Annotated in this window: 12 protein-coding genes; all 12 read left to right on the forward strand. The window is 60.8% G+C overall.

Annotated elements, in window-relative coordinates:
- Positions 1-2 precede the first annotated feature (2 nt).
- Positions 3-2048 carry a flagellar hook-associated protein FlgK gene (gene flgK, locus V3W27_RS19455; RefSeq protein WP_330207307.1) on the forward strand — a complete coding sequence of 682 codons (2046 nt, stop codon included), beginning with the start codon at positions 3-5 and terminating at the stop codon, positions 2046-2048.
- A gap of 13 nt (positions 2049-2061) precedes the next feature.
- A complete protein-coding gene (locus V3W27_RS19460) occupies positions 2062-3633 on the forward strand; it encodes a flagellar hook-associated protein 3 (RefSeq protein ID WP_150367978.1) in 1572 nt (523 codons plus the stop codon).
- Positions 3634-3742: 109 nt separating this feature from the next.
- The gene (locus V3W27_RS19465; RefSeq protein WP_330207308.1) at positions 3743-7348 is read left to right on the forward strand and encodes a glycosyltransferase; all 3606 of its coding nucleotides are present in this window, start codon (positions 3743-3745) and stop codon (positions 7346-7348) included.
- A gap of 220 nt (positions 7349-7568) precedes the next feature.
- Entirely contained in the window at positions 7569-9575 is a 2007-nt protein-coding gene (locus tag V3W27_RS19470; RefSeq protein ID WP_330207309.1) for a calcium-binding protein, read from the forward strand.
- Between the two features lie 255 nt (positions 9576-9830).
- Positions 9831-10604, forward strand: a complete 774-nt coding sequence (gene rfbF, locus V3W27_RS19475) for a glucose-1-phosphate cytidylyltransferase (protein WP_095139348.1) — start codon at positions 9831-9833, stop codon at positions 10602-10604.
- Entirely contained in the window at positions 10586-11668 is a 1083-nt protein-coding gene (gene rfbG, locus V3W27_RS19480) for a CDP-glucose 4,6-dehydratase (protein WP_330207310.1), read from the forward strand. The genes rfbF and rfbG overlap by 19 nt, the downstream gene beginning before the upstream one ends.
- Positions 11665-12225 carry a dTDP-4-dehydrorhamnose 3,5-epimerase family protein gene (locus V3W27_RS19485; protein WP_330207311.1) on the forward strand — a complete coding sequence of 187 codons (561 nt, stop codon included), beginning with the start codon at positions 11665-11667 and terminating at the stop codon, positions 12223-12225. Before rfbG ends, V3W27_RS19485 begins: the two co-directional genes overlap by 4 nt.
- Positions 12222-13448 (forward strand): class I SAM-dependent methyltransferase, encoded by a 1227-nt coding sequence (locus V3W27_RS19490; protein ID WP_330207312.1) that lies wholly within the window; start codon positions 12222-12224, stop codon positions 13446-13448. The genes V3W27_RS19485 and V3W27_RS19490 overlap by 4 nt, the downstream gene beginning before the upstream one ends.
- On the forward strand, positions 13445-14296 hold the full coding sequence (locus V3W27_RS19495) for an NAD-dependent epimerase/dehydratase family protein (RefSeq protein ID WP_330207313.1): 852 nt from the start codon (positions 13445-13447) through the stop codon (positions 14294-14296). The genes V3W27_RS19490 and V3W27_RS19495 overlap by 4 nt, the downstream gene beginning before the upstream one ends.
- Positions 14293-15363: a class I SAM-dependent methyltransferase gene (locus V3W27_RS19500; RefSeq protein WP_123589232.1), complete on the forward strand. Its 1071-nt coding sequence runs from the start codon at positions 14293-14295 to the stop codon at positions 15361-15363. The genes V3W27_RS19495 and V3W27_RS19500 overlap by 4 nt, the downstream gene beginning before the upstream one ends.
- Positions 15364-15380: 17 nt before the next feature.
- Positions 15381-16118, forward strand: coding sequence for a cephalosporin hydroxylase family protein (locus V3W27_RS19505; protein ID WP_027614220.1), 738 nt, complete (start codon positions 15381-15383; stop codon positions 16116-16118).
- Positions 16119-16173: 55 nt separating this feature from the next.
- Entirely contained in the window at positions 16174-19089 is a 2916-nt protein-coding gene (locus V3W27_RS19510) for a TIGR00180 family glycosyltransferase (protein WP_330207314.1), read from the forward strand.
- The last annotated feature ends 29 nt before the right edge of the window (positions 19090-19118 follow it).

Raw genomic sequence — 19118 nt, forward strand, 5'->3', positions numbered from 1 at the left:
TCATGAGTTTGCTCAATATCGGGATGTCGGGGTTGTCCGCGAGTTCTTCCTCTCTCGCGACCACAGGTAACAACATTGCCAACGTCGACACCGCCGGTTATTCACGCCAGCAAACCGTGCAGAGCACCAAGTCCTCGCAGCAGTTCGGCAACGTCTTCATCGGTACGGGGACGACCCTGGCCGATGTGCGCCGGGTCTACAACTCTTACCTCGAAAACCAGCTGCATACCGCCACCTCGCTCAATAGCGAAGCGGCTGCGTACGGTGCCCAGGCCACTGCGCTGGATGTCTCGATGTCCGATACCAACACCGGCCTGACCGGTGTGCTGCAAAAGTTCTTTACCTCGATGCAGGGCGTGGCGACCTCGGCCACTGATGACACCTCCCGTCAGTCGGTGCTGACCGGTGCGCAGGCCCTGACCAGCCGTTTCAATGCGCTGGCCAAGCAGCTGAACGATCAGAACACCACGATCAATGGCAACCTGGGCGACATGACGTCCCAGGTCAACAAGCTGGCGACTTCGATTGCCAACCTGAACCAGAAGATCGGCGAGATTTCCACCAGCGGCGGCCAGCCGAACGATTTGCTCGACAGCCGTAACGAAGCGGTGCGTCAGCTCTCCGAGCTGACCGGTGCACAGGTCGTCGAGCGTGGTACCAGTTTCGACGTGTACATCGGCACCGGCCAGCCGCTGGTGATCGGCAATACCACCAACACCTTGAGCACCGTGCCGAGCAAGGACGATCCGACGCGCATGGCCATTCAGCTGGACCGTGGCTCAAGCGTGATTGACATCACGTCGGCCATGAGCGGTGGCGAAATCGGTGGCCTGCTGACCTATCGCAAAGAAGTGCTCGACCCTTCGCTCAATGAGTTGGGGCGTGTCGCGCTGGTGGTGGCCGATCAGGTCAACAGCCAGCAAGCCCAGGGCATCGACAAGAACGGTGACTTCGGCGCCGCGATCTTCAACAACATCAACAGTGCCGCGCTGGTCAGCCAGCGCAGCATTGCGCAGTCGACCAATAGCGCCGGGTCGGGCAACCTCGATGTCACCATCAAGGACACCGGCAAGCTGACCACCAGCGATTATCAGGTGACCTTCACCAGCGCCACCAACTATTCGGTCAAGCGCTCCGATGGCACCGACATGGGCTCGTTCAGCACCACGACCACGCCACCGCCGGTAATCGACGGCTTCACCCTGGCCCTCAACGGCGGGGCGCTGAGCGCGGGCGACACGTTCAAGGTGACGCCGACCCGTAACGCGGCAAGCACTATTCAGACCGTGCTGACCGATCCGAAGAAAATCGCTGCGGCAGCGCCGTTGACCGGCGTGGCCAGTGCCAACAATTCCGGTACCTACACCCAGCCGACGCTGACTGATTCGTTCGACATCTACAACCCGGCGTCGCAGACCGAGTTGCAGAATGCGCTCAAATATTCGACGCCGGTCAAACTGGTGTTCGGTGCGGTCGCCAGCGGCAGCCAGTCGTACAACATGGTCGACGCCAAGGGCAACACCATCGGTTCGGGCACCATCGTGCCGGGGCAGGCCAACACCTTGAACCTCAAGGTCGGCATGGTCGACTCCACCGGTGCTCCGGTGATGGACACCACGGTCACGCCGAACGTGCAGAAGACCTTCACCGTACAGACCACCGTGGGCGCGACGCCGAAGTCCGGCGAAACCTTCACCATCAACCTGACCGGCGCGGCGTCTTCGGACAACCGCAACGCACAGACACTGGTTGGCCTGCAGACCAAGCAGACCGTGGACACCGGCAGCGGCAGCAAGGGCATCAGCCTGACCGACGCCTATAACAAACTGGTGACCAACGTTGGTACCAAGGCTGCGCAGAGCAAGTCCGACAATGAAGCCACCTCGGTGATCCTCGATCAGGCCAAGGGCGCGCGTGATTCGCTGTCCCAGGTCAACCTCGATGAAGAGACCGGCAACCTGGTCAAGTATCAGCAGTACTACACAGCGTCTTCGCAGATCATCAAAGCTGCGCAGGAAACTTTCGCCACGCTGATCAACAGTCTTTAAGGAGTCGTAATTCATGCGCATTTCCACCGCCCAGTATTACGCGACGCAAGCTGCTCAATATCAGCGCAACTACAGCAAGACGGTCGCGACCGCCAACGAAGCGAGCAGCCTGCAGCGCATCAACACCGCTGCCGACGATCCGATCGGCGCCGGTCGCCTGCTCAAGCTGGGTCAGCAAAGTGCGATGCTCGACCAGTATCAGGGCAACATCGACACCACCAAGAGCTCGCTGACCGTGCAGGAGTCGACGTTGAACTCCATCACCACGGCTCTGCAGCGCGCCAAGGAAATCGGCCTGGCCGCCAACAACGGTATCGCCACCGACGACAACCGCAAGGCGTACGCGGCGGAACTGAGCCAGATCCAGCAACAAGTGCTGGGCCTGATGAACTCCAAGGATGCCAACGGCAACTACCTGTTCTCCGGTTCCAAGACCGATACCGCGCCGTACTCGCAAAACGTCGACGGCACCTACACCTATAACGGTGACCAGACTCAGATCAACCTGGGCATTGGCGACGGTATGTCGGTCGCGACCAATACTACCGGTTGGGACGCCTTCCAGCAGACCATCAACACCAGCCGCACCCAGACCAGCATGACCGCTCCGGCGGTGGATGACGGTCGTGTGGTGCTGTCCAACGGTACGGTCGGCACCGCAGCGACCTACAACGCCAAGTTCACGGCGGGCCAGCCATACACCGTGGATTTCATCAGCAGCACGCAGTTGAAAATCACCGATGCCCTGGGCAACGACGTGACGTCCGAAGCCAGCCAGAACGGCCTGATCAGCAACAGCAATGGTGCCAACCAGACCGTCAGCTTCCGTGGCGTCGACATGAAGTTGAACATCAACCTCAAGGCCGGCGACACCAACCCGGATGCGGTCATCGCCGGTCACAGCTTCCAGCTGTCGGCCACGCCTGATTCGTTCACCACTGCGCGCAGCCCGGGCAACCCGTCGACGGCGGTCATCACCGGCTCCAGCGTGACCAACCAGGCGGCGTACAGCGCGGCCTTCCCGTCGGGCGGCGGCGCGGTGCTGAAGTTCACCAGCGCCACCGATTTCGACCTGTACGCGGCCCCTGTGACCGCTGACAGCAAACCGGTGTCGTCGGGCACCATGGTCGGCAGCAACGCCACGGCCGCCGGTGTGACCTTCGCCATTGGCGGTACGCCGGGTGCGGGCGATCAGTTCTCGATCCAGTCCAACAACCACCAGACCCAGAACGTGCTCGACACCCTGGGCCAGATGGTCACGGCGCTGAACATGCCGGTCGATGGTGATCCGGTAGCCAAGCAGAAATTCCAGGGGGCCATGGAGTCGGCGCTGGGCAACATCGACAGCGCCTCCAACCAGATTGGCGCTGCAGTGACCTCGATCGGTGCGCGCGGTCAGTCGCTGGATGACCAGGACACCACCAACCAGAGCCTGATCCAGGCCAACACCACGACCCAGGGTTCGATCCGTGATTCGGATCCGGCCGAGGTGATGACCCGCCTGACGTTGCAGCAGACCATGCTGCAAGCCTCGCAACTGGCGTTCAGCAAGATCAGTCAGTTGGGTCTGTTCAACAAGATCTGACATTGGACGGGCGCGCAGGCGCCCGTTTGTCTCGTCCTTCAGTTAATGTTTTTTTGCGGTTTCATGGGCTCGCTTTACCGAGCGGGCTCGTACCGCCTGTGAGCCCGCCGTGAATCCACTTCCTCTCGTCAGTCTGGTCATTCCCGCCTTCAATCCGCGCTTCTTCGAGCGGACCTTGAACAGTGCGGTGAGCCAGACTTATGGCCAACTCGAAATCATCGTTTGCGACGACAGCCGCGGCAGCGAGATTGAAGCCATCGTTGCGGCGGTAGTCGAGCAGTCCGGCGTCGCCGTGCGTTACGTGCGCAATCCGCGCACCCTGGGCATGGTCGGCAATCTCAAGGCCTGCCTGGAACAGGCGCAGGGCCAATTGGTCAAATTTCTGTGCGACGACGACCATCTATACGCCGCCTGTGTTGAACAGCAAGCGCAGGAAATGGTGCGTGAGGAAGTCCGGCTGGTGCTGGCTCAGCGTCTGTTCTGGGACGCTGACGACATCATTCTTCCAGCGCGTCTGGAAAACACTTCGCTGTCTCCGCTCAGTGGCTTGTTCAAGGGCGACGACCTGCTGGGCATCTTTGAAAAGTTTCCGGTCAATGTGCTGGGTGGGTTCACCAATGCGCTGTTTCGCCGGGAAGATCTTGTCGAGTTGCTGCCGGCGTTGACCCAGGAAGGCCACTGCTTTGTGGCAACCCTGGATTTCGCGCTGTTCGTCTGTCTGATGCGGCGCGGCAACGTGGCGGTGTCCAACAATGTACTCAGTGCCGAGCGACTGTACCCGGAGCGCCTGAGCGCCCAGCAGTCGATGAAAGATGCGGTTGAAGTCGAGCGCGAGTGGATTCTGCAAATGCTCAAGGCGCGCAGCGGCGAATCTGCGCCTGCGCCGGGTTGGGTTCGTTACATTCCGCTGACCAAGGCTGATGAGACACCCCGGGTCTGGGAAGAGCTGCCTCTGAGCCGCACCCTGGGTACCAAACAAAGTCGCCAGGAGTGGTGTGTCGGCATCGACAGCTGGAGTTTTGCCGAGCTTTATGCGCAATGGCTGGAGTGCCGGGTGCTCACCGAGGGGCAGCGCAAGTTGCTGCCGGAGACCCTGGCTGGCTGGTCGCATCAGCCGCGCATCGTCCCGATCGTCATCGATCGCGACGGCAGTCGCGACGGTGTCGAGCGCACGCTGGAGGCGCTTGCCGCACAGGATTATCTGCCGGAGTTGATTCTGGTGCTGTCCGCTGCCTGTTCCGAGGCCGAGCTCGATGGTCGGGTGTTCCGCATGCCGTTGCAGGACGACGGACTGGAGCAGATCAATGCATTGTTACCGCAACTGGAAGGGGCCGACTGGTTCTACCTGTTGCAGGCCGGCGATCGTCCGGTGGTGCCGGCGTTGTTGATCATGGCCGAGCGCATTGCCCATTCTCCGGCGCTGACGTGTCTGTACAGCGATGAAGGCAGCCTGCGCAACGGCGAATCGGCGGAGCCTGCGTTCAAACCGGATTTCAACCTCGACCTGCTGCGCAGTTACCCGTACGTCGGGCGCGCGCTGGCGTTCAAGCGCGAACGCTTTCTGGCGCTGGGCGGATTCGCGGCGACGTTCGCCGAACTGGCCCCCCACGACGTGCTGTGGCGCATGGTCGAGAGTGATGGTACGCAGGTGGTCGGGCATGTCGCCGAAGTTCTGGTGCAATCGCCCTTCGATCTGTCCGCCTGGCTCGCCGCTCCGGCGGTCATCGAGCAGAATCCGCGTGTACTCGAGGCCCATCTGCAGCGCCTGGGGATTGCCCACGAAATCCGCCGTGGCAGTTCCGGGTTGCTCAATCGTGTCGACTATCGCCATGCCCGGCGTCCGCTGGTGTCGATCATTATTGCGACCAAGGACCAGACGGCTGCCTTGCAGCGCTGCGTCGAGACGCTGTTGGAGAAGACCGCTTACTCCGAGTACGAGTTGTTGCTGGTCGACAATGGCAGTGAAAGCCACGAGGCGCGGGTCTGGCTGGACGGTATGGCGCAACTGGGCGGCGAGCGGATTCGTGTCCTGAACTACCCGCAGCAGGGCAACGCAGCGGCGCTGCATAATTTTGCGGTAGGGCAGGCGCGTGGTGAATACGTGCTGCTGCTCAATTCGTTTGCGGTAATCACCCAGGCCGACTGGCTCGACGAATTGCTCAATCATGCGCAGCGTCCGGAAGTCGGCGTGGTCGGCGCCAAGCTGTTCAATCCTGATGGGTGCGTGCTGCACGCGGGTCTGATTCTTGGTCTGCAAGGTGCAGTGGGTTTGCCGTTCTATGGTCAGTCGTTGCAGTCGGATGGTTACATGTTCCGGCTGCAAGCGGTCCATGACCTGAGTGCCGTCGGTGGCGATTGCCTGATGGTGCGCAAGGCGGTTTACGAGTCTGTCGCCGGTCTCGATGAGCAAGCGCTGAAACAGGCGCTGAAACAGGCGCTGAATGTCGTGGATCTGTGCCTGCGGATCGGTCAGGAAGGATACCTGGTGGTGTGGACCCCTTATGCCTTGCTGGCACTGGGCGCACGCCCCAGTGTCCAGGCGACGGCAGAAGAGGAGCAATTGCAGCTTCAGGAGCAGGAAACCTTCTACCAGCGCTGGTTGCCGCGCATTGCCCGTGATCCGGCCTTCAACGTCAATTTGTCGTTGCAGGGTGTCGGTGCGACGAGCTTCAGCCTGGAACCGGGCCTGCGTACCGGCTGGAGTGCATTTTCCCGGGCGCAGTTGCCGAACGTGCTTGCCGTGCCGATCAACGCCTCGGCCATCGGTCACTACCGCATGAGCCAGCCGCTGATCGAACTGGAAGCGGCCAACCGCGCTGAAGGGCGGATTTGCTATGGACTGCCGTCGATCATTGATATCGAGCGTCAGTCCCCGGACGTGATTGTGCTGCAGGGGCGTTATTCGCAGGGTGCCATTGATGAGATTCCGCCACTGAAGAAATTCAGTCATGCCCGGCGCATCTTTGAGCTTGATGACTATGTGATCGACGTTCCTCATCGCAATGCGCATATTCGCAACATGCCCAATAAACAGGAAATGGAGCGGATGGTGCGCAGTGCGATCAGCCTGTGTGATCGGGTGGTGGTATCGACCCAGCCACTGGCCAATGCGTTGTCGGACATGCACCACGACATTCGCGTCGTCCCCAACATGCTCGCACGCAACTTGTGGACTGACTTGCGCAGCCAGCGCCGCACTTCGAAAAAACCACGAGTCGGCTGGGGCGGGGGTACCAGTCACCACGGCGACCTGGCGGTGATTGCCGATGTTGTGCGTGAGCTGGCCAATGAAGTCGACTGGGTGTTCTTCGGCATGTGCCCGGATGATCTGCGTCCGTACATGCATGAATTCCACGGGGTAATCCCGTTGGAAGTGTACCCGGCCAAACTGGCAAGCCTGAATCTCGATCTGGCGCTGGCGCCACTGGAATTCCACATCTTCAACGACTGCAAGAGCAACCTGCGTCTGCTGGAGTACGGCGCCTGCGGTTACCCGGTGATCTGCACCGATACCGAGGCCTATCGCGGCTACCTGCCGTGCACCCGGGTCAAGACCAACAGCACCGATGAATGGCTGCAGGCGATCCGCATGCACCTGGCCGATCCCGATGCGAGCTATCGCATGGGCGATGAACTGCGAGAAATCGTATTGCGCGACTACGTACTGCGGGGCGACAACCTGCGCTATTGGGAAAACGGCTGGCTGGCGGATTGACCGGCACTGCTGAAAAAGGCGACTTTCGAGTCGCCTTTTTTGCGTCTTAAATATCCTGTTTGTATCAGTATCGACACTTTTTTACCGCAGAGCCTCAAGCATAGCGCTTTTCCTGTCGATACTTCTCTATTCGCTGACCTCGGACGGTTGCTGCTGGCGTGATCGGCTTGTTACCGGGAGGCAGGTTTCCGGACTCAACAACAATGCAAGGAAGAAGCAAATGGCAGTGATTTATGGGACGAGTGAAGCCGATGTCATGAGCGGCAGTGAAGGCAACGACGAGCTCTTCGGACTGGAGTCGGATGATCAGATCTGGGGGACTGCCGGAGCCGATCTGCTGGATGGTGGCGAGGGTTTTGATTCCGTGGATTATCGAATCATGTCTTCGGGCGTCAGCGTCGATATCCGTCAAGGGCTTGCCAGCGTCACGAAGGCAGATGGTTCCATTGACACGCTGGTTGCCATCGAAAAAGTGGTCGGCAGCTTCCTTGATGACACCCTTGCCAGTTCGGTTTCCGGCGTCACGCTGGAAGGCAGCGGCGGGGATGACGTTTACATCATCGGCAGTGAGGGCGTGACGATCATCGAAGACGAGCGCGGCGGCTACGACGAGTTGCGCACCAGCGTTAACATCCAGAAGATGGACCCGTTCCTCGACAAAATGACCTTCACCGGAATCGGCGACTTCAAGGGCTACGGCAATGCCGAGCACAACGTGATCATTGCCGGCGCCGGTAATGACTGGCTGTGGGGTGGCGACGGTGGCGATCAGTTCATTGGCGGCGAGGGCTTCGACACCGTCAGCTATACCGACAGCCTTGAAGGCGTCAGTATCGAGCTCTCGAGCATGTGGGGCGCCACTGGTATTGCATTCGGCGATACCTACTCGAGCATCGAGGCCGTGCAGGGTTCGAATTTCAACGATGTGATCTTCGCCGACGCAAGCGCAATGGTCATGGACGGTGCCGATGGCTTTGACGCCGTCGATTACAGCCGTTCCAACGACGCGGTCAGCATCGAGTTTCGTGATGGCAAGGGCTTCGGTTCCGGCGACTACGCCGAGGGCGACACCTTGATCAATGTGGAAAAGGTTGTCGGGACTAACCTGGACGATCACTTCACTGCCAACTCGGGCGGCGTGACCTTCGAAGGTGGCTGGGGCAGCGACGTCTACACGATCAACAGCGAGGGTGTGACCATCGTCGAGAAAGACTCAGGCATGGGGTTTGACGAGCTGTACACCAGCCTGTCGGTCATGAAGATGGATCCGTTCATCGAGAAAATGACCTACACCGGTACAGCCGATTTCACCGGTTATGGCAATGATTCCGACAACTACATCTTCGGCGGCAGCGGCGATGACCTGTTCTACGGTGGCGCCGGACGGGATGTCTTCGTGGGCGGCGCGGGAATGGACATCGTCAGCTATGAGGACAGCGACACGGGTGTGGTGGCCACGCTGTGGAGAATCGGCCAGAACGGCACGGCTGACGGTGACACGCATTACGATGTCGAAGGCTTGCGTGGCAGCCATTTTAACGATGAGCTGGGTGCCAACAGGGAAGATACGATTCTGGAAGGCAGCAGTGGTGACGATACCCTGAACGGCAACGATGGCAACGATCATCTCTATGGCGGGCTGAAGTCCGGTCTCGACGGCGACGCGGCGCAGGCTGACAAATTGTTCGGCGGCAACGGCGATGACGTCATCGTTAGTGCTGCGAATGACCTGGGCACTGTGGCGGACGGTGGACAAGGCAGTGACACCATCACGGTCCACAACGGCAGTGCCTTTGGTGATGACGGTTTTGACGTGCTCACCGGCACCGGCAACAGTTATCTGTTGTCAGGTGGCAGTGGCAACGACGTGCTGAACCTCAATCTCACGGGGCAGTCGGGCACTGGCGGCATCGCATTGGGCGGTATGGGTGACGATACCTATATCGTGAACACCACTGGGTTGGTATCGATTCAGGACGAGGGCTGGGATATCAATGACACCCTGATCCTGAACACCATCGCCAATATCAGCCAGTTGAACGTCACCCGCATCGGTGACGACGCCTATCTGCATGGTGCCAACGACGGCAGCGCCGGCGTTCCCGACAACGGCGTGAAGCTGCAGGGCTGGTATGCCGGGTACAACAACATCGAACATCTGCAGACCGCTGACGGCCAGTCCTACGACCTGCCTGCCACGATCGATGGATTCGCGATGTTTGGCTGATCCGTCCGATTCATTGAAGTAGCTTGATGAAAGGGATGACTCCGGCAACGGACTCATCCCTTTTTCATGCCTTGAATTCCCGCCGACGTAGCGCTCGCGGAGCTGGCGCGTTTCCTGCAAGTCCCCCTCAAATCGCCATAAAACGAGCGCTCGCGGTCATCGCAGCGGCGCCGCAGGCGGCAAAAGGGTTAGCCAGACGGCCCGCATCGCTCAACAAAGCCATGCGCAGCCCGGTGACGAACGAGAGGGGAGACGATGAAGGCAGTTATTTTGGCGGGTGGCCTCGGCACGCGCATCAGTGAAGAGTCGCACCTCAAGCCCAAACCCATGATCGAGATCGGCGGCAAGCCAATTCTCTGGCACATCATGAAGCAGTATTCCGCTCACGGAATCCACGACTTCGTGATTTGCCTGGGCTACAAGGGCTATGCGATCAAAGACTTCTTCGCCAACTACTTCCTGCACACCTCCGACGTCACGTTCGACATGCGCAACAACCGCATGGACGTACACCAGAACTACAGCGAGCCGTGGAGCGTCACCCTGATCGACACCGGCGAGGAAACCATGACCGGTGGCCGTCTGCTGCGTGCCGGCCGTTACCTCAAGGATGAAGAGGCGTTCTGCTTCACCTACGGCGACGGCGTTTCCGACATCAACATTGCTCAACTCGTCGATTACCACAAAGCCCACGGTCGCCTGGCCACCGTCACCGCGGTGCAGCCGCCGGGACGTTACGGTGCCCTTGAGCGCCAGGGCGATCAGGTACTGGGTTTCACCGAAAAACCGCGTGGCGACGGTGGCTGGATCAACGGCGGCTTTTTCGTGCTGTCGCCCAAAGTCCTGTCCTACATCGCTGGCGATGAAACCACCTGGGAAGCCGAGCCGCTGGCGCGTCTGGCAGAGGATGAACAGCTGAACGCCTTCGAGCACGAAGGCTTCTGGCATCCGATGGACACCCTGCGCGACAAGAACCACCTCGAAGCGCTGTGGCAGAGCGGGGAGGCCCCATGGAAGCAATGGGCTTGAGTGCGGATTTCTGGCGCGGCAAGCGCGTACTGGTCACCGGTCACACCGGTTTCAAGGGCAGTTGGCTGACCCTGTGGCTGCAAAGCCTCGGCGCGCAAGTCAGCGGTTTCTCGCTGGATCCGTCGCCCGAACCGAGCCTGTATGAATTGGCGCGGGTTCACGAAGGGATCAACGATCAACGCGGTGATCTGCGCGATCTCGGCGCGCTGCTGGAGATCATCGCCGACACCGAACCGGAAATCGTCCTGCACCTGGCTGCGCAGCCACTGGTGCGTGAAGGCTATCGCGACCCGCTGGGCACTTATTCCAGCAACGTCATGGGCACGTTGAACCTGCTCGAGGCGATCCGTCAGGTCGGTTGCGTACGCGCCTGCGTGCTGGTGACCACCGACAAGGTCTACGCCAACAAGGAATGGCTGTGGCCGTACCGCGAAGACGAAGCCCTCGGCGGGCACGATCCTTACAGCAGCAGCAAGGCTTGCTGCGAACTGTTGGCGCAGTCTTACGCCGCGTCGTTTTTCCCGGCCGACAAGTACGCTGAACACGGTCTGGCCTTGGCCACCGCGCGCGCCGGCAACGTCTTGGGTGGCGGTGACTTCGCCCCTGAACGCCTGATTCCCGACGTGCTCAAGGCCTGGACTGCAGACGAGCCGGTGACCCTGCGTTACCCGCAAGCCGTGCGCCCGTGGCAGCACGCGCTGGAACCGCTGGCCGGTTACCTGCAACTGGCTGCCGGCCTCTACGAACAAGGCCCGGAATACGCCGGGGCGTGGAACTTCGGTCCGGGCGAGGCGGACATGTGCAGCGTCGGCGAAGTGGTCGAACTGCTCGCCAGTCGCTGGCCACAGGCACGTGGTCTGCGCATCGAAAAAAGCGAACTGCACGAGGCTGGCCTGTTGCGCCTCGACAGTAGCCGCGCCCGTCAGGTACTCGGCTGGCAGCCACGCTGGACCTTGCAGCAATGCCTGACCCAGACCCTCGATTGGCATCTGGCGTGGCAGAACGGCGATGACATGCGCAACGTCACTCTCGGCCAACTGAACCTGTACCGAGGCGCGCTGTGAGCGAGTTTTCCTTGAAGGCGTTGCCGCTGGCCGGGCTGTTCAGCGTCCAGCACAGACGCTTCGAAGATCAGCGCGGGCATTTCGCCCGGCTGTTCTGCGAAGGCAGCCTGAGTGCGTTCGGCAGCGAATTTCACATCCGCCAGATCAACCATTCCTGCACCCGTGAAAAGGGCAGCGTGCGCGGTCTGCATTACCAGAATGCCAATGCGCCGGAAGCCAAGCTGATCACTTGCCTGCGCGGTGAAGTGTGGGACGTGGCGGTGGATCTGCGTCCGGATTCCGAGACCTTTCTGCACTGGCACGCCGAGCACCTCAAGGCTGGCGATGGTCGCAGCCTGTTGATTCCGGCCGGGTTTGCTCACGGCTTCCAGACCCTGACCGCCGACGCCGAACTGCTTTACCTGCACAGCGCTGATTATGCGCCGGAGCATGAGGGCGGCTTGTCGGTGAACGATCCACGGCTGGCGATTGCCTGGCCGTTGCCTGTCAATAATTTGTCAGCGCGTGATGCCAGCCATCCTGCGCTCGATCAACACTTTGCCGGAGTGCGTCTATGAACTGCCGTGGGTGCGCCGCACCGCTGAGCCTGCCGCTGATTGACCTCGGCACCTCGCCACCGTCCAACGCCTACGTGCACGCCGAGCGCCTGGAGCAGGCCGAACAGTGGGTGCCGCTCAAGGTCGCCGTGTGCCAGCAGTGCTGGCTGGTGCAGACCGAGGATTACACCCGCGCCGACAGCCTGTTCGATGCCGAGTACGCCTACTTCAGTTCGTTCTCCAGCACCTGGCTGGCCCATGCCGAGCGTTATGTCGCCGAGATGGTCGAGCGCTTTGCGCTGAACGCCGACAGCCGCGTGGTCGAAGTGGCGGCCAACGACGGCTACCTGCTGCAGTACGTCGCTGCTCGCGGTATTCCGTGCCTGGGTGTCGAGCCGACCCGCAGCACCGCGCAAGCGGCGCGGGAAAAGGGTCTGCAGATTCGTGAAGTGTTCTTCGGTCGCGACAGTGCAGCACAGTTGAAAGGCGAAGGCTGGGGCGCCGACCTGATGGCCGCCAACAACGTGCTCGCGCATGTGCCGGACATCAATGATTTCCTCGGTGGTTTCGCCACGCTGCTCAAGCCGACCGGCGTCGCTACTTTCGAATTTCCGCAACTGCTGACGCTGATGGCTGGCGCGCAGTTCGACACGCTGTATCACGAGCACTATTCCTACCTGTCGCTGACCGCGGTGCAGACTCTGTGCGAACGCAATGGTCTGGAAGTGTTCGACGTCAGTCAGTTGAGCACTCACGGCGGTTCGCTGCGGGTGTTCGTGCAGCGCCAGGACGGAGAGCGTCGTGCTGTGCAGCCGGCGGTGCAGCAACAGTTGCAGGCCGAGCTGGATGCCGGGGTGAAAACCCCTGAGTACTACGCGACCCTTGCGCCGGCTGCCGAACGCATCAAGCATGAACTGCTGCGCTTTCTGTTGCAGGCCAAGGCCGACGGCAAGCGGGTGGTCGGTTATGGCGCGGCGGCCAAGGGCAACACCTTGCTCAACTACGCCGGGGTCAAGCCGGATCTGCTGGCGTGGGTGGCCGATGCCAACCCGCACAAGCAGGGCAAGTTCCTGCCGGGCAGTCGTATTCCGATTGTTGCGCCGGCGCAGATCGACATCGAAAAACCGGATTACGTGCTGGTGCTGCCGTGGAACCTGCTGCACGAAGTCAGTCAGCAACTGGCGCAAGTGCGTCAGTGGGACGGGCGCTTCGTGATCGCCGTGCCTGAGATGAAAATCCTGTGAACGTTCTGGTCACCGGGGCCACGGGCTTCGTCGGCCGGCATCTGGTCGCGGCGTTGCTCGCCCGTGGCTGCGCGGTACGTGCGGTGGCGCGTAATGTCGAGACTGCGGCGAGCATGCCATGGATCAATGACGTCGAATTCGTTGCGGCGGATATTCACGCGGCGGATCTGGACATTGCGGCGCTCACCGACGGTATCGACGTCCTCGCGCACCTGGCCTGGCCGGGGTTGCCGAACTATCGGGCGCTGTTTCATTTCGAGCACAACCTGATGGCCGACTACCGCTTTATCAAAGGCGCGGTCGAGGCGGGTGTGGCGCAAGTATTGGTGACCGGCACCTGCTTCGAGTACGGCATGCAAAGCGGCCCGCTCGGCGAAAGTGTCGAGCCGCAGCCGAGCAACCCTTACGGTCTGGCCAAACACACGCTGCACCTGTTCTTGCAAAATCTGCAGCAGGAAAAACCGTTCACCTTGCAGTGGGCGCGTCTGTTCTATCTGCATGGCGAAGGGCAGAACCCCAACAGTCTGCTGGCAGCGCTGGACCGGGCGATCGATGCCGGGGAGGCGTCGTTCAACATGTCTGGCGGCGAGCAACTGCGCGACTTTTTGCCGATCGCCAGCGCCGCCGATTACCTCGCCACGATCGTCCATCAGCGCGATTTCAACGGCGTGATCAATTGCGCCAGTGGCCAACCGGTATCGGTGCGCGCACTGGTTGAACAACGGCTGCGCGAGCGCGGTGCGGCACTGAAACTGAACCTTGGCCATTACCCTTATCCGAGCCATGAACCGATGGCGTTCTGGGCCGTGACCGAGCGTTTGCAACAGCTACTGGGAGAGCCGCAATGAGGCACGAGTTGTATCGGGTCACCGACCTGCCGGTGTTGCAGAACCGCACCTTCGCCGACCCGGAGTCGGCAAAGGCTTCGGCCAGCGCCGACATGCTGCTGGTGCAGGATGAGCGCAGTGGCCTGATCTTCAACGCCGCGTTCGACGCCGACAAGCTCAGCTATGACGCCGACTATCAGAACGAGCAGGCCCATTCGGGCCAGTTCCAGAAGCACCTGAGCGACGTCGAAGGCATCATCGCCAAACACTTCAAGGGCCAGGAGCTGATCGAAGTCGGCTGCGGCAAGGGTTACTTCCTTGAGTTGCTCAAGGGCCTCGGTTATTCGATCACCGGGATCGATCCGGCCTACGAAGGCGAGAACGCCGACGTGATCAAGGCGCCGTTCACCCGTGGTCTTGGCCTGGCAGCTGACGCCATTGTCCTGCGCCATGTGCTGGAACACATCGAAGACCCGGTGAGCTTTCTGGCGGTGATCGCCGAAGCCAATCAGGGCGGGCAGATCTACATCGAAGTGCCATGCTTCGACTGGATCCTCGAGCACAAGGCCTGGTTCGACCTGTTCTATGAGCACGTCAATTATTTCCGCCTCGATGACCTGCGCCGGATGTTCGGCACCGTGCACGAGGCCGGCCACCTGTTTGGCGGCCAATACCTGTACATCGTCGCCGACCTTTCGACGTTGCGCCTGACCCCGCAGCAACCGGTGCCACGCCTGACGCTGCCGGACGGTTTCACCGCCAGCCTTGAGCGCGCAGTGCAGATCATTCAGTCCGCACCCGAGCAGGGTTCGGCGATCTGGGGCGCATCGTCCAAAGGCGTGATCTATTCGCTGTTCCTGCAGCGCGCCGGTGTCGCGGTGGATCGCGTGGTGGATATCAACCCGGCCAAGCAGGGGCGTTATCTGCCGCTGAGCGGCGCGCGAGTGTCCTCGCCGCAAGAGGCGATGGATGCGCTGCCCGAAGGCGCCAACCTGTTTGTGATGAACTCCAATTACCTCGAAGAAATCAAGCGGATGACCGGTGGACGCTACGTCTATCACGCCGTCGACAGCGCTTCGTTCCAGTGACCATTGAGACTTTGAACATGACCGACAACAGCATCAACCAAGCCTTCGAAGCCGAATGCCGCGAGCAGATCGCCCAGCAGGGTGACGACCAGAAACTCACTGGCCTGGCCCGTGATTTCTTCAACGAATCGGCCAAACACAAGTACAGCTACCACTTCTCGTGGATGGGCCGCCCGATCATCCAGCTGCCGCAGGACATGATGGCAATGCAGGAGATCATCTGGCAGGTCAAGCCGGATCTGGTCATCGAGTGCGGCATCGCCCACGGCGGTTCGATCATCTACTACGCCTCCCTGCTGGAACTGCAAGGTCACGGCGAAGTGCTGGGCATCGACCTCGACATCCGCCCGCACAACCGTGAAGCGATCGAAAGCCACCCGATGGCCAAGCGCATCAAGATGATCGAAGGTTCGAGCATCGACCCGGCCATCGCTGCTCAGGTGCAGGCGGCGGCCAAAGGCAAGAAGGTCATTCTGGTCCTCGACTCCAACCACACCCACGACCACGTGCTCGAAGAGCTGCGCCTGTATGCGCCGCTGGTCTCGGTCGACAGCTACTGCGTGGTGATGGACACCGTGGTCGAAGACATGCCGGCCGATTTCTTCCCGGATCGCCCATGGGGCCCGGGTGATAACCCGAAAACCGCGGTGTGGAAGTACCTGGAAGAGAACCAGGATTTCGAGATCGACCAGCAATTGCAAAACAAGCTGCTGATCACCGTGGCGCCGGACGGCTATCTGCGTCGCGTTCGTTAATTCGCAACATCACCAAAGCGTTATCTCGGCGAGTCGCCGGTTGTGGAGAGAAGTTATGCAAGGCAAGTACAGTTCTGAACTGGCGCTACCGCTCAACGAGCTGTTGACCGTGGTGCTGATTACTCACAATCGGCCGGCGTTCCTGCGCCGGGCGGTGAAGTATTACAGCAGCTTGCCCTGCCGGATCATGGTGCTGGACTCCACACCCGAGCGGCCGGAGGGGGATTTTTCCGCCGTCGATTACCATCACGTGCCGCAATTCGCCTACTGGGGCATGCAGGCCAAACTGGCGTACGGTGTAGAGCGACTGACCACGCCGTACATGGTGCTGGCGGCTGACGACGATTTCATCCTGCACGATTCGCTGGCCGAGTCCGTCGGTTTCCTGCAGGCGAATCCGGACTATGGCATGTGCCATGGCTATTGCCTGATGTACCTGACGCTGTCGGGTGGTGTGAGCTATTACCGTCGCGACAAGAAAGTCCAGGAAGATTATGCGTCCGAGCGGGCTCAGGATCGGGTCATCGACTACATGAGTCAGTACATCCCGCCTTTCTATGCGGTGACCCGTACCGATCTGATGAAGATCTGGCACTCGGCGTTGCCGGCGGGCACCAATTTCCAGTGGCAGGAAATCGGCCACGTGTACTTCCTGCTGGCGAGTGCCAAGGCGCGGATTCTGCCGATGCCCTATGTGGTGCGCGAGATCAACTACGGCAATTCCGAGCACAGCACCGAGGTGTATCACTCGTTGACTTACGTCGACGCCAAATCGGTCGCCGAGCGAGAAGCGTTCGCTGAATTCCTTGCGTCGCTGCCGACCGGTATCAAGGATCTTGATGCGCAACAGGGCAAGGCGTTTGCCCTGCAGAGCTTCGAGGCGATGGTCGACAGCCTGCAAAGCGGCCGGGCACTGACGGCAGAACTGATTATTCAGTCCACCTGGAATCAGTCGCTCAAGAGGCCTGACCGGCGGTTCGGGCCTTTGCAATACGTCGAGATGCCGTTTTACAACCAGCCATTTTTCGATCGTCTGGAACAGTTCGAATTCATGCTGCACGCCATGCCCGCCGGGCGCATTCAACTGCGCGACCTGGAGGGTGTGTGGACTCGTCAGGCGCACTTGCTGCAGGCGCGCAACAACGATACCCCGGAAAGTGTTCTGGATCGCTTGTGGCAGGCGCACGACCTCAATGCGTTCAACCGCACCGTGGTCAAGCGTCTGGCACAACAGCTGGAACTGGCCGGCGAGGACGAAGAAGCGCAGAACATGCGCGACTGGAATGCTCGTCTCGAAGCGTTGACGCTGGAAGACCATCATCAGGTGTTCGACCAGACGCAGTCCGGCCGACTGCTCAAGTGGCTGGATTCGCGTCAGGCCGATGGTGCTCAGTTGGCATCGATTGCCGAGCACCTGTCGGTCAACGGCGGTGGCCCGCAGTTCGGCATCTTCCTGCTGGATCTGGACGATGACATCGACAAGTTGCAGGTCAGCCTCGACAGCCTGCTCGAAGGCCAATGCAAGGCGTTCAGAATTGTCGTGTTCACCACCGGCGAAGCGCCGGCGGCCACCACGGCGCAGAACACTTTGCACTTTGTCCGGGTTACGCCGGCCAACCTGGTCGATAAACTCAATCAGAGTGCCCGTCAGTCGCCGTGCGACTGGGTGCTGCTGGCCGAGGCGGGCGACGAGTTCACCGCCAGTGGTTTGTTGCGCGCCAGCCTGGAGTTGATGTCCGCAGGCGATTGCCGTGCTGTTTCCACCGACGAGATTCAGCGCGGGGAGAAGGGCGCGCTGATGGATGTGTTCCGTCCCGGCTTCAACCTTGACCTGCTCTTGAGCCTGCCGGGCCTGATGGCGCGACACTGGCTGGTGCGGCGTGACGCTTTGATCGAGATAGGCGGCTACCGCGCCGATTTCAACAAGGCGCTGGAATTTGACGTGCTGCTGCGCATCATCGAAGAGCACGGTTTGAACAGCCTGGCCCATCTCGACGAGCCGCTGCTGATCACCGAAGCTGCGTCGCTGGAAGAAAACGCGCATGAGCGTCTGGCGCTGTTGCGCCACCTGGGCAATCGCGGCTACAAGGCCAAGGTCACCTCGGCGGTGCCGGGCATTTATCAGATCGATTACCACCACAGTGATCGTCCTCTGGTATCGATCGTGATTCCGGCCGGCGATGACCTGCCCGCCCTGCAACGCTGTCTCGAAGGGGTGCAACTGCGCACCCGTTATCACCATTACGAGATCCTGATCGCCACCACGGCCACGCAATCGGCCCAGGTCAATGACTGGCTGGGTACGTACCAGCATCCGAAAGTCCAGGTGCTGCGTGCCGATCAATCGCTGAGCGTACCGGCATTGCTCAACGCCGCCAGCCGCCAGGCGCAGGGCGAATACCTGGTATTGCTTGCGGCCGACGCGGAAGTGGTCAACCCGAACTGGCTGGACTCGCTGCTCAACCATGCCCTGCGTCCGGAAATCGGTGTGGTTGGGCCGAAGCTGGTCGATCGCGACGGCAAAGTCAGCCAGGCCGGGCTGATCCTTGGTATGCATGGCGGGGTGGGTTCGGCGTTCGTCGGTGAGAAACATGATGCCGACGGCTATCTGTACCGGTTGTCGGTGGAGCAGAACTGCTCGGCGGTATCGAGCGTGTGCCTGATGGTGCGCAAAGAACTGTTTGAAGCATTGGATGGTCTGGACGACAGCACATTCGGCGACGCTTTCAACGATGTCGATCTGTGTCTGAAAGCCGCTCAGGCCGGTTACCTCACGGTATGGACGCCGTCGGTGCAGGTCCTGCATCAGGGCGCGATTGCCCAGGCACCCCAGGCACTGGCAGCGCTACAGGAAAAATGGGCCGCCGCGTTCGCTCAGGATCAGGCGTACAACGCCAACCTGAGCCTGAGCGGCAAAGGGTATGGTCTGAACGACAGTGCGTCGCTGGACTGGTCGCAGTTACTCGCTTGAGTCCGTCGGACAAGGAACAGGAATCAGCA

It is taken from the genome of Pseudomonas sp. AM14(2022) (assembly GCF_036346455.1).
Taxonomy (GTDB): domain Bacteria; phylum Pseudomonadota; class Gammaproteobacteria; order Pseudomonadales; family Pseudomonadaceae; genus Aquipseudomonas; species Aquipseudomonas putida_A.

Coding starts and splice junctions, on each gene's coding strand:
- flgK (WP_330207307.1), top strand. CDS start 3: ATGAGTTTGCTCAATATCGGGATGTCGGGGTTGTCCGCGAGTTCTTCC.
- V3W27_RS19460 (WP_150367978.1), top strand. CDS start 2,062: ATGCGCATTTCCACCGCCCAGTATTACGCGACGCAAGCTGCTCAATAT.
- V3W27_RS19470 (WP_330207309.1), top strand. CDS start 7,569: ATGGCAGTGATTTATGGGACGAGTGAAGCCGATGTCATGAGCGGCAGT.
- rfbF (WP_095139348.1), top strand. CDS start 9,831: ATGAAGGCAGTTATTTTGGCGGGTGGCCTCGGCACGCGCATCAGTGAA.
- rfbG (WP_330207310.1), top strand. CDS start 10,586: ATGGAAGCAATGGGCTTGAGTGCGGATTTCTGGCGCGGCAAGCGCGTA.
- V3W27_RS19490 (WP_330207312.1), top strand. CDS start 12,222: ATGAACTGCCGTGGGTGCGCCGCACCGCTGAGCCTGCCGCTGATTGAC.
- V3W27_RS19500 (WP_123589232.1), top strand. CDS start 14,293: ATGAGGCACGAGTTGTATCGGGTCACCGACCTGCCGGTGTTGCAGAAC.
- V3W27_RS19505 (WP_027614220.1), top strand. CDS start 15,381: ATGACCGACAACAGCATCAACCAAGCCTTCGAAGCCGAATGCCGCGAG.
- V3W27_RS19510 (WP_330207314.1), top strand. CDS start 16,174: ATGCAAGGCAAGTACAGTTCTGAACTGGCGCTACCGCTCAACGAGCTG.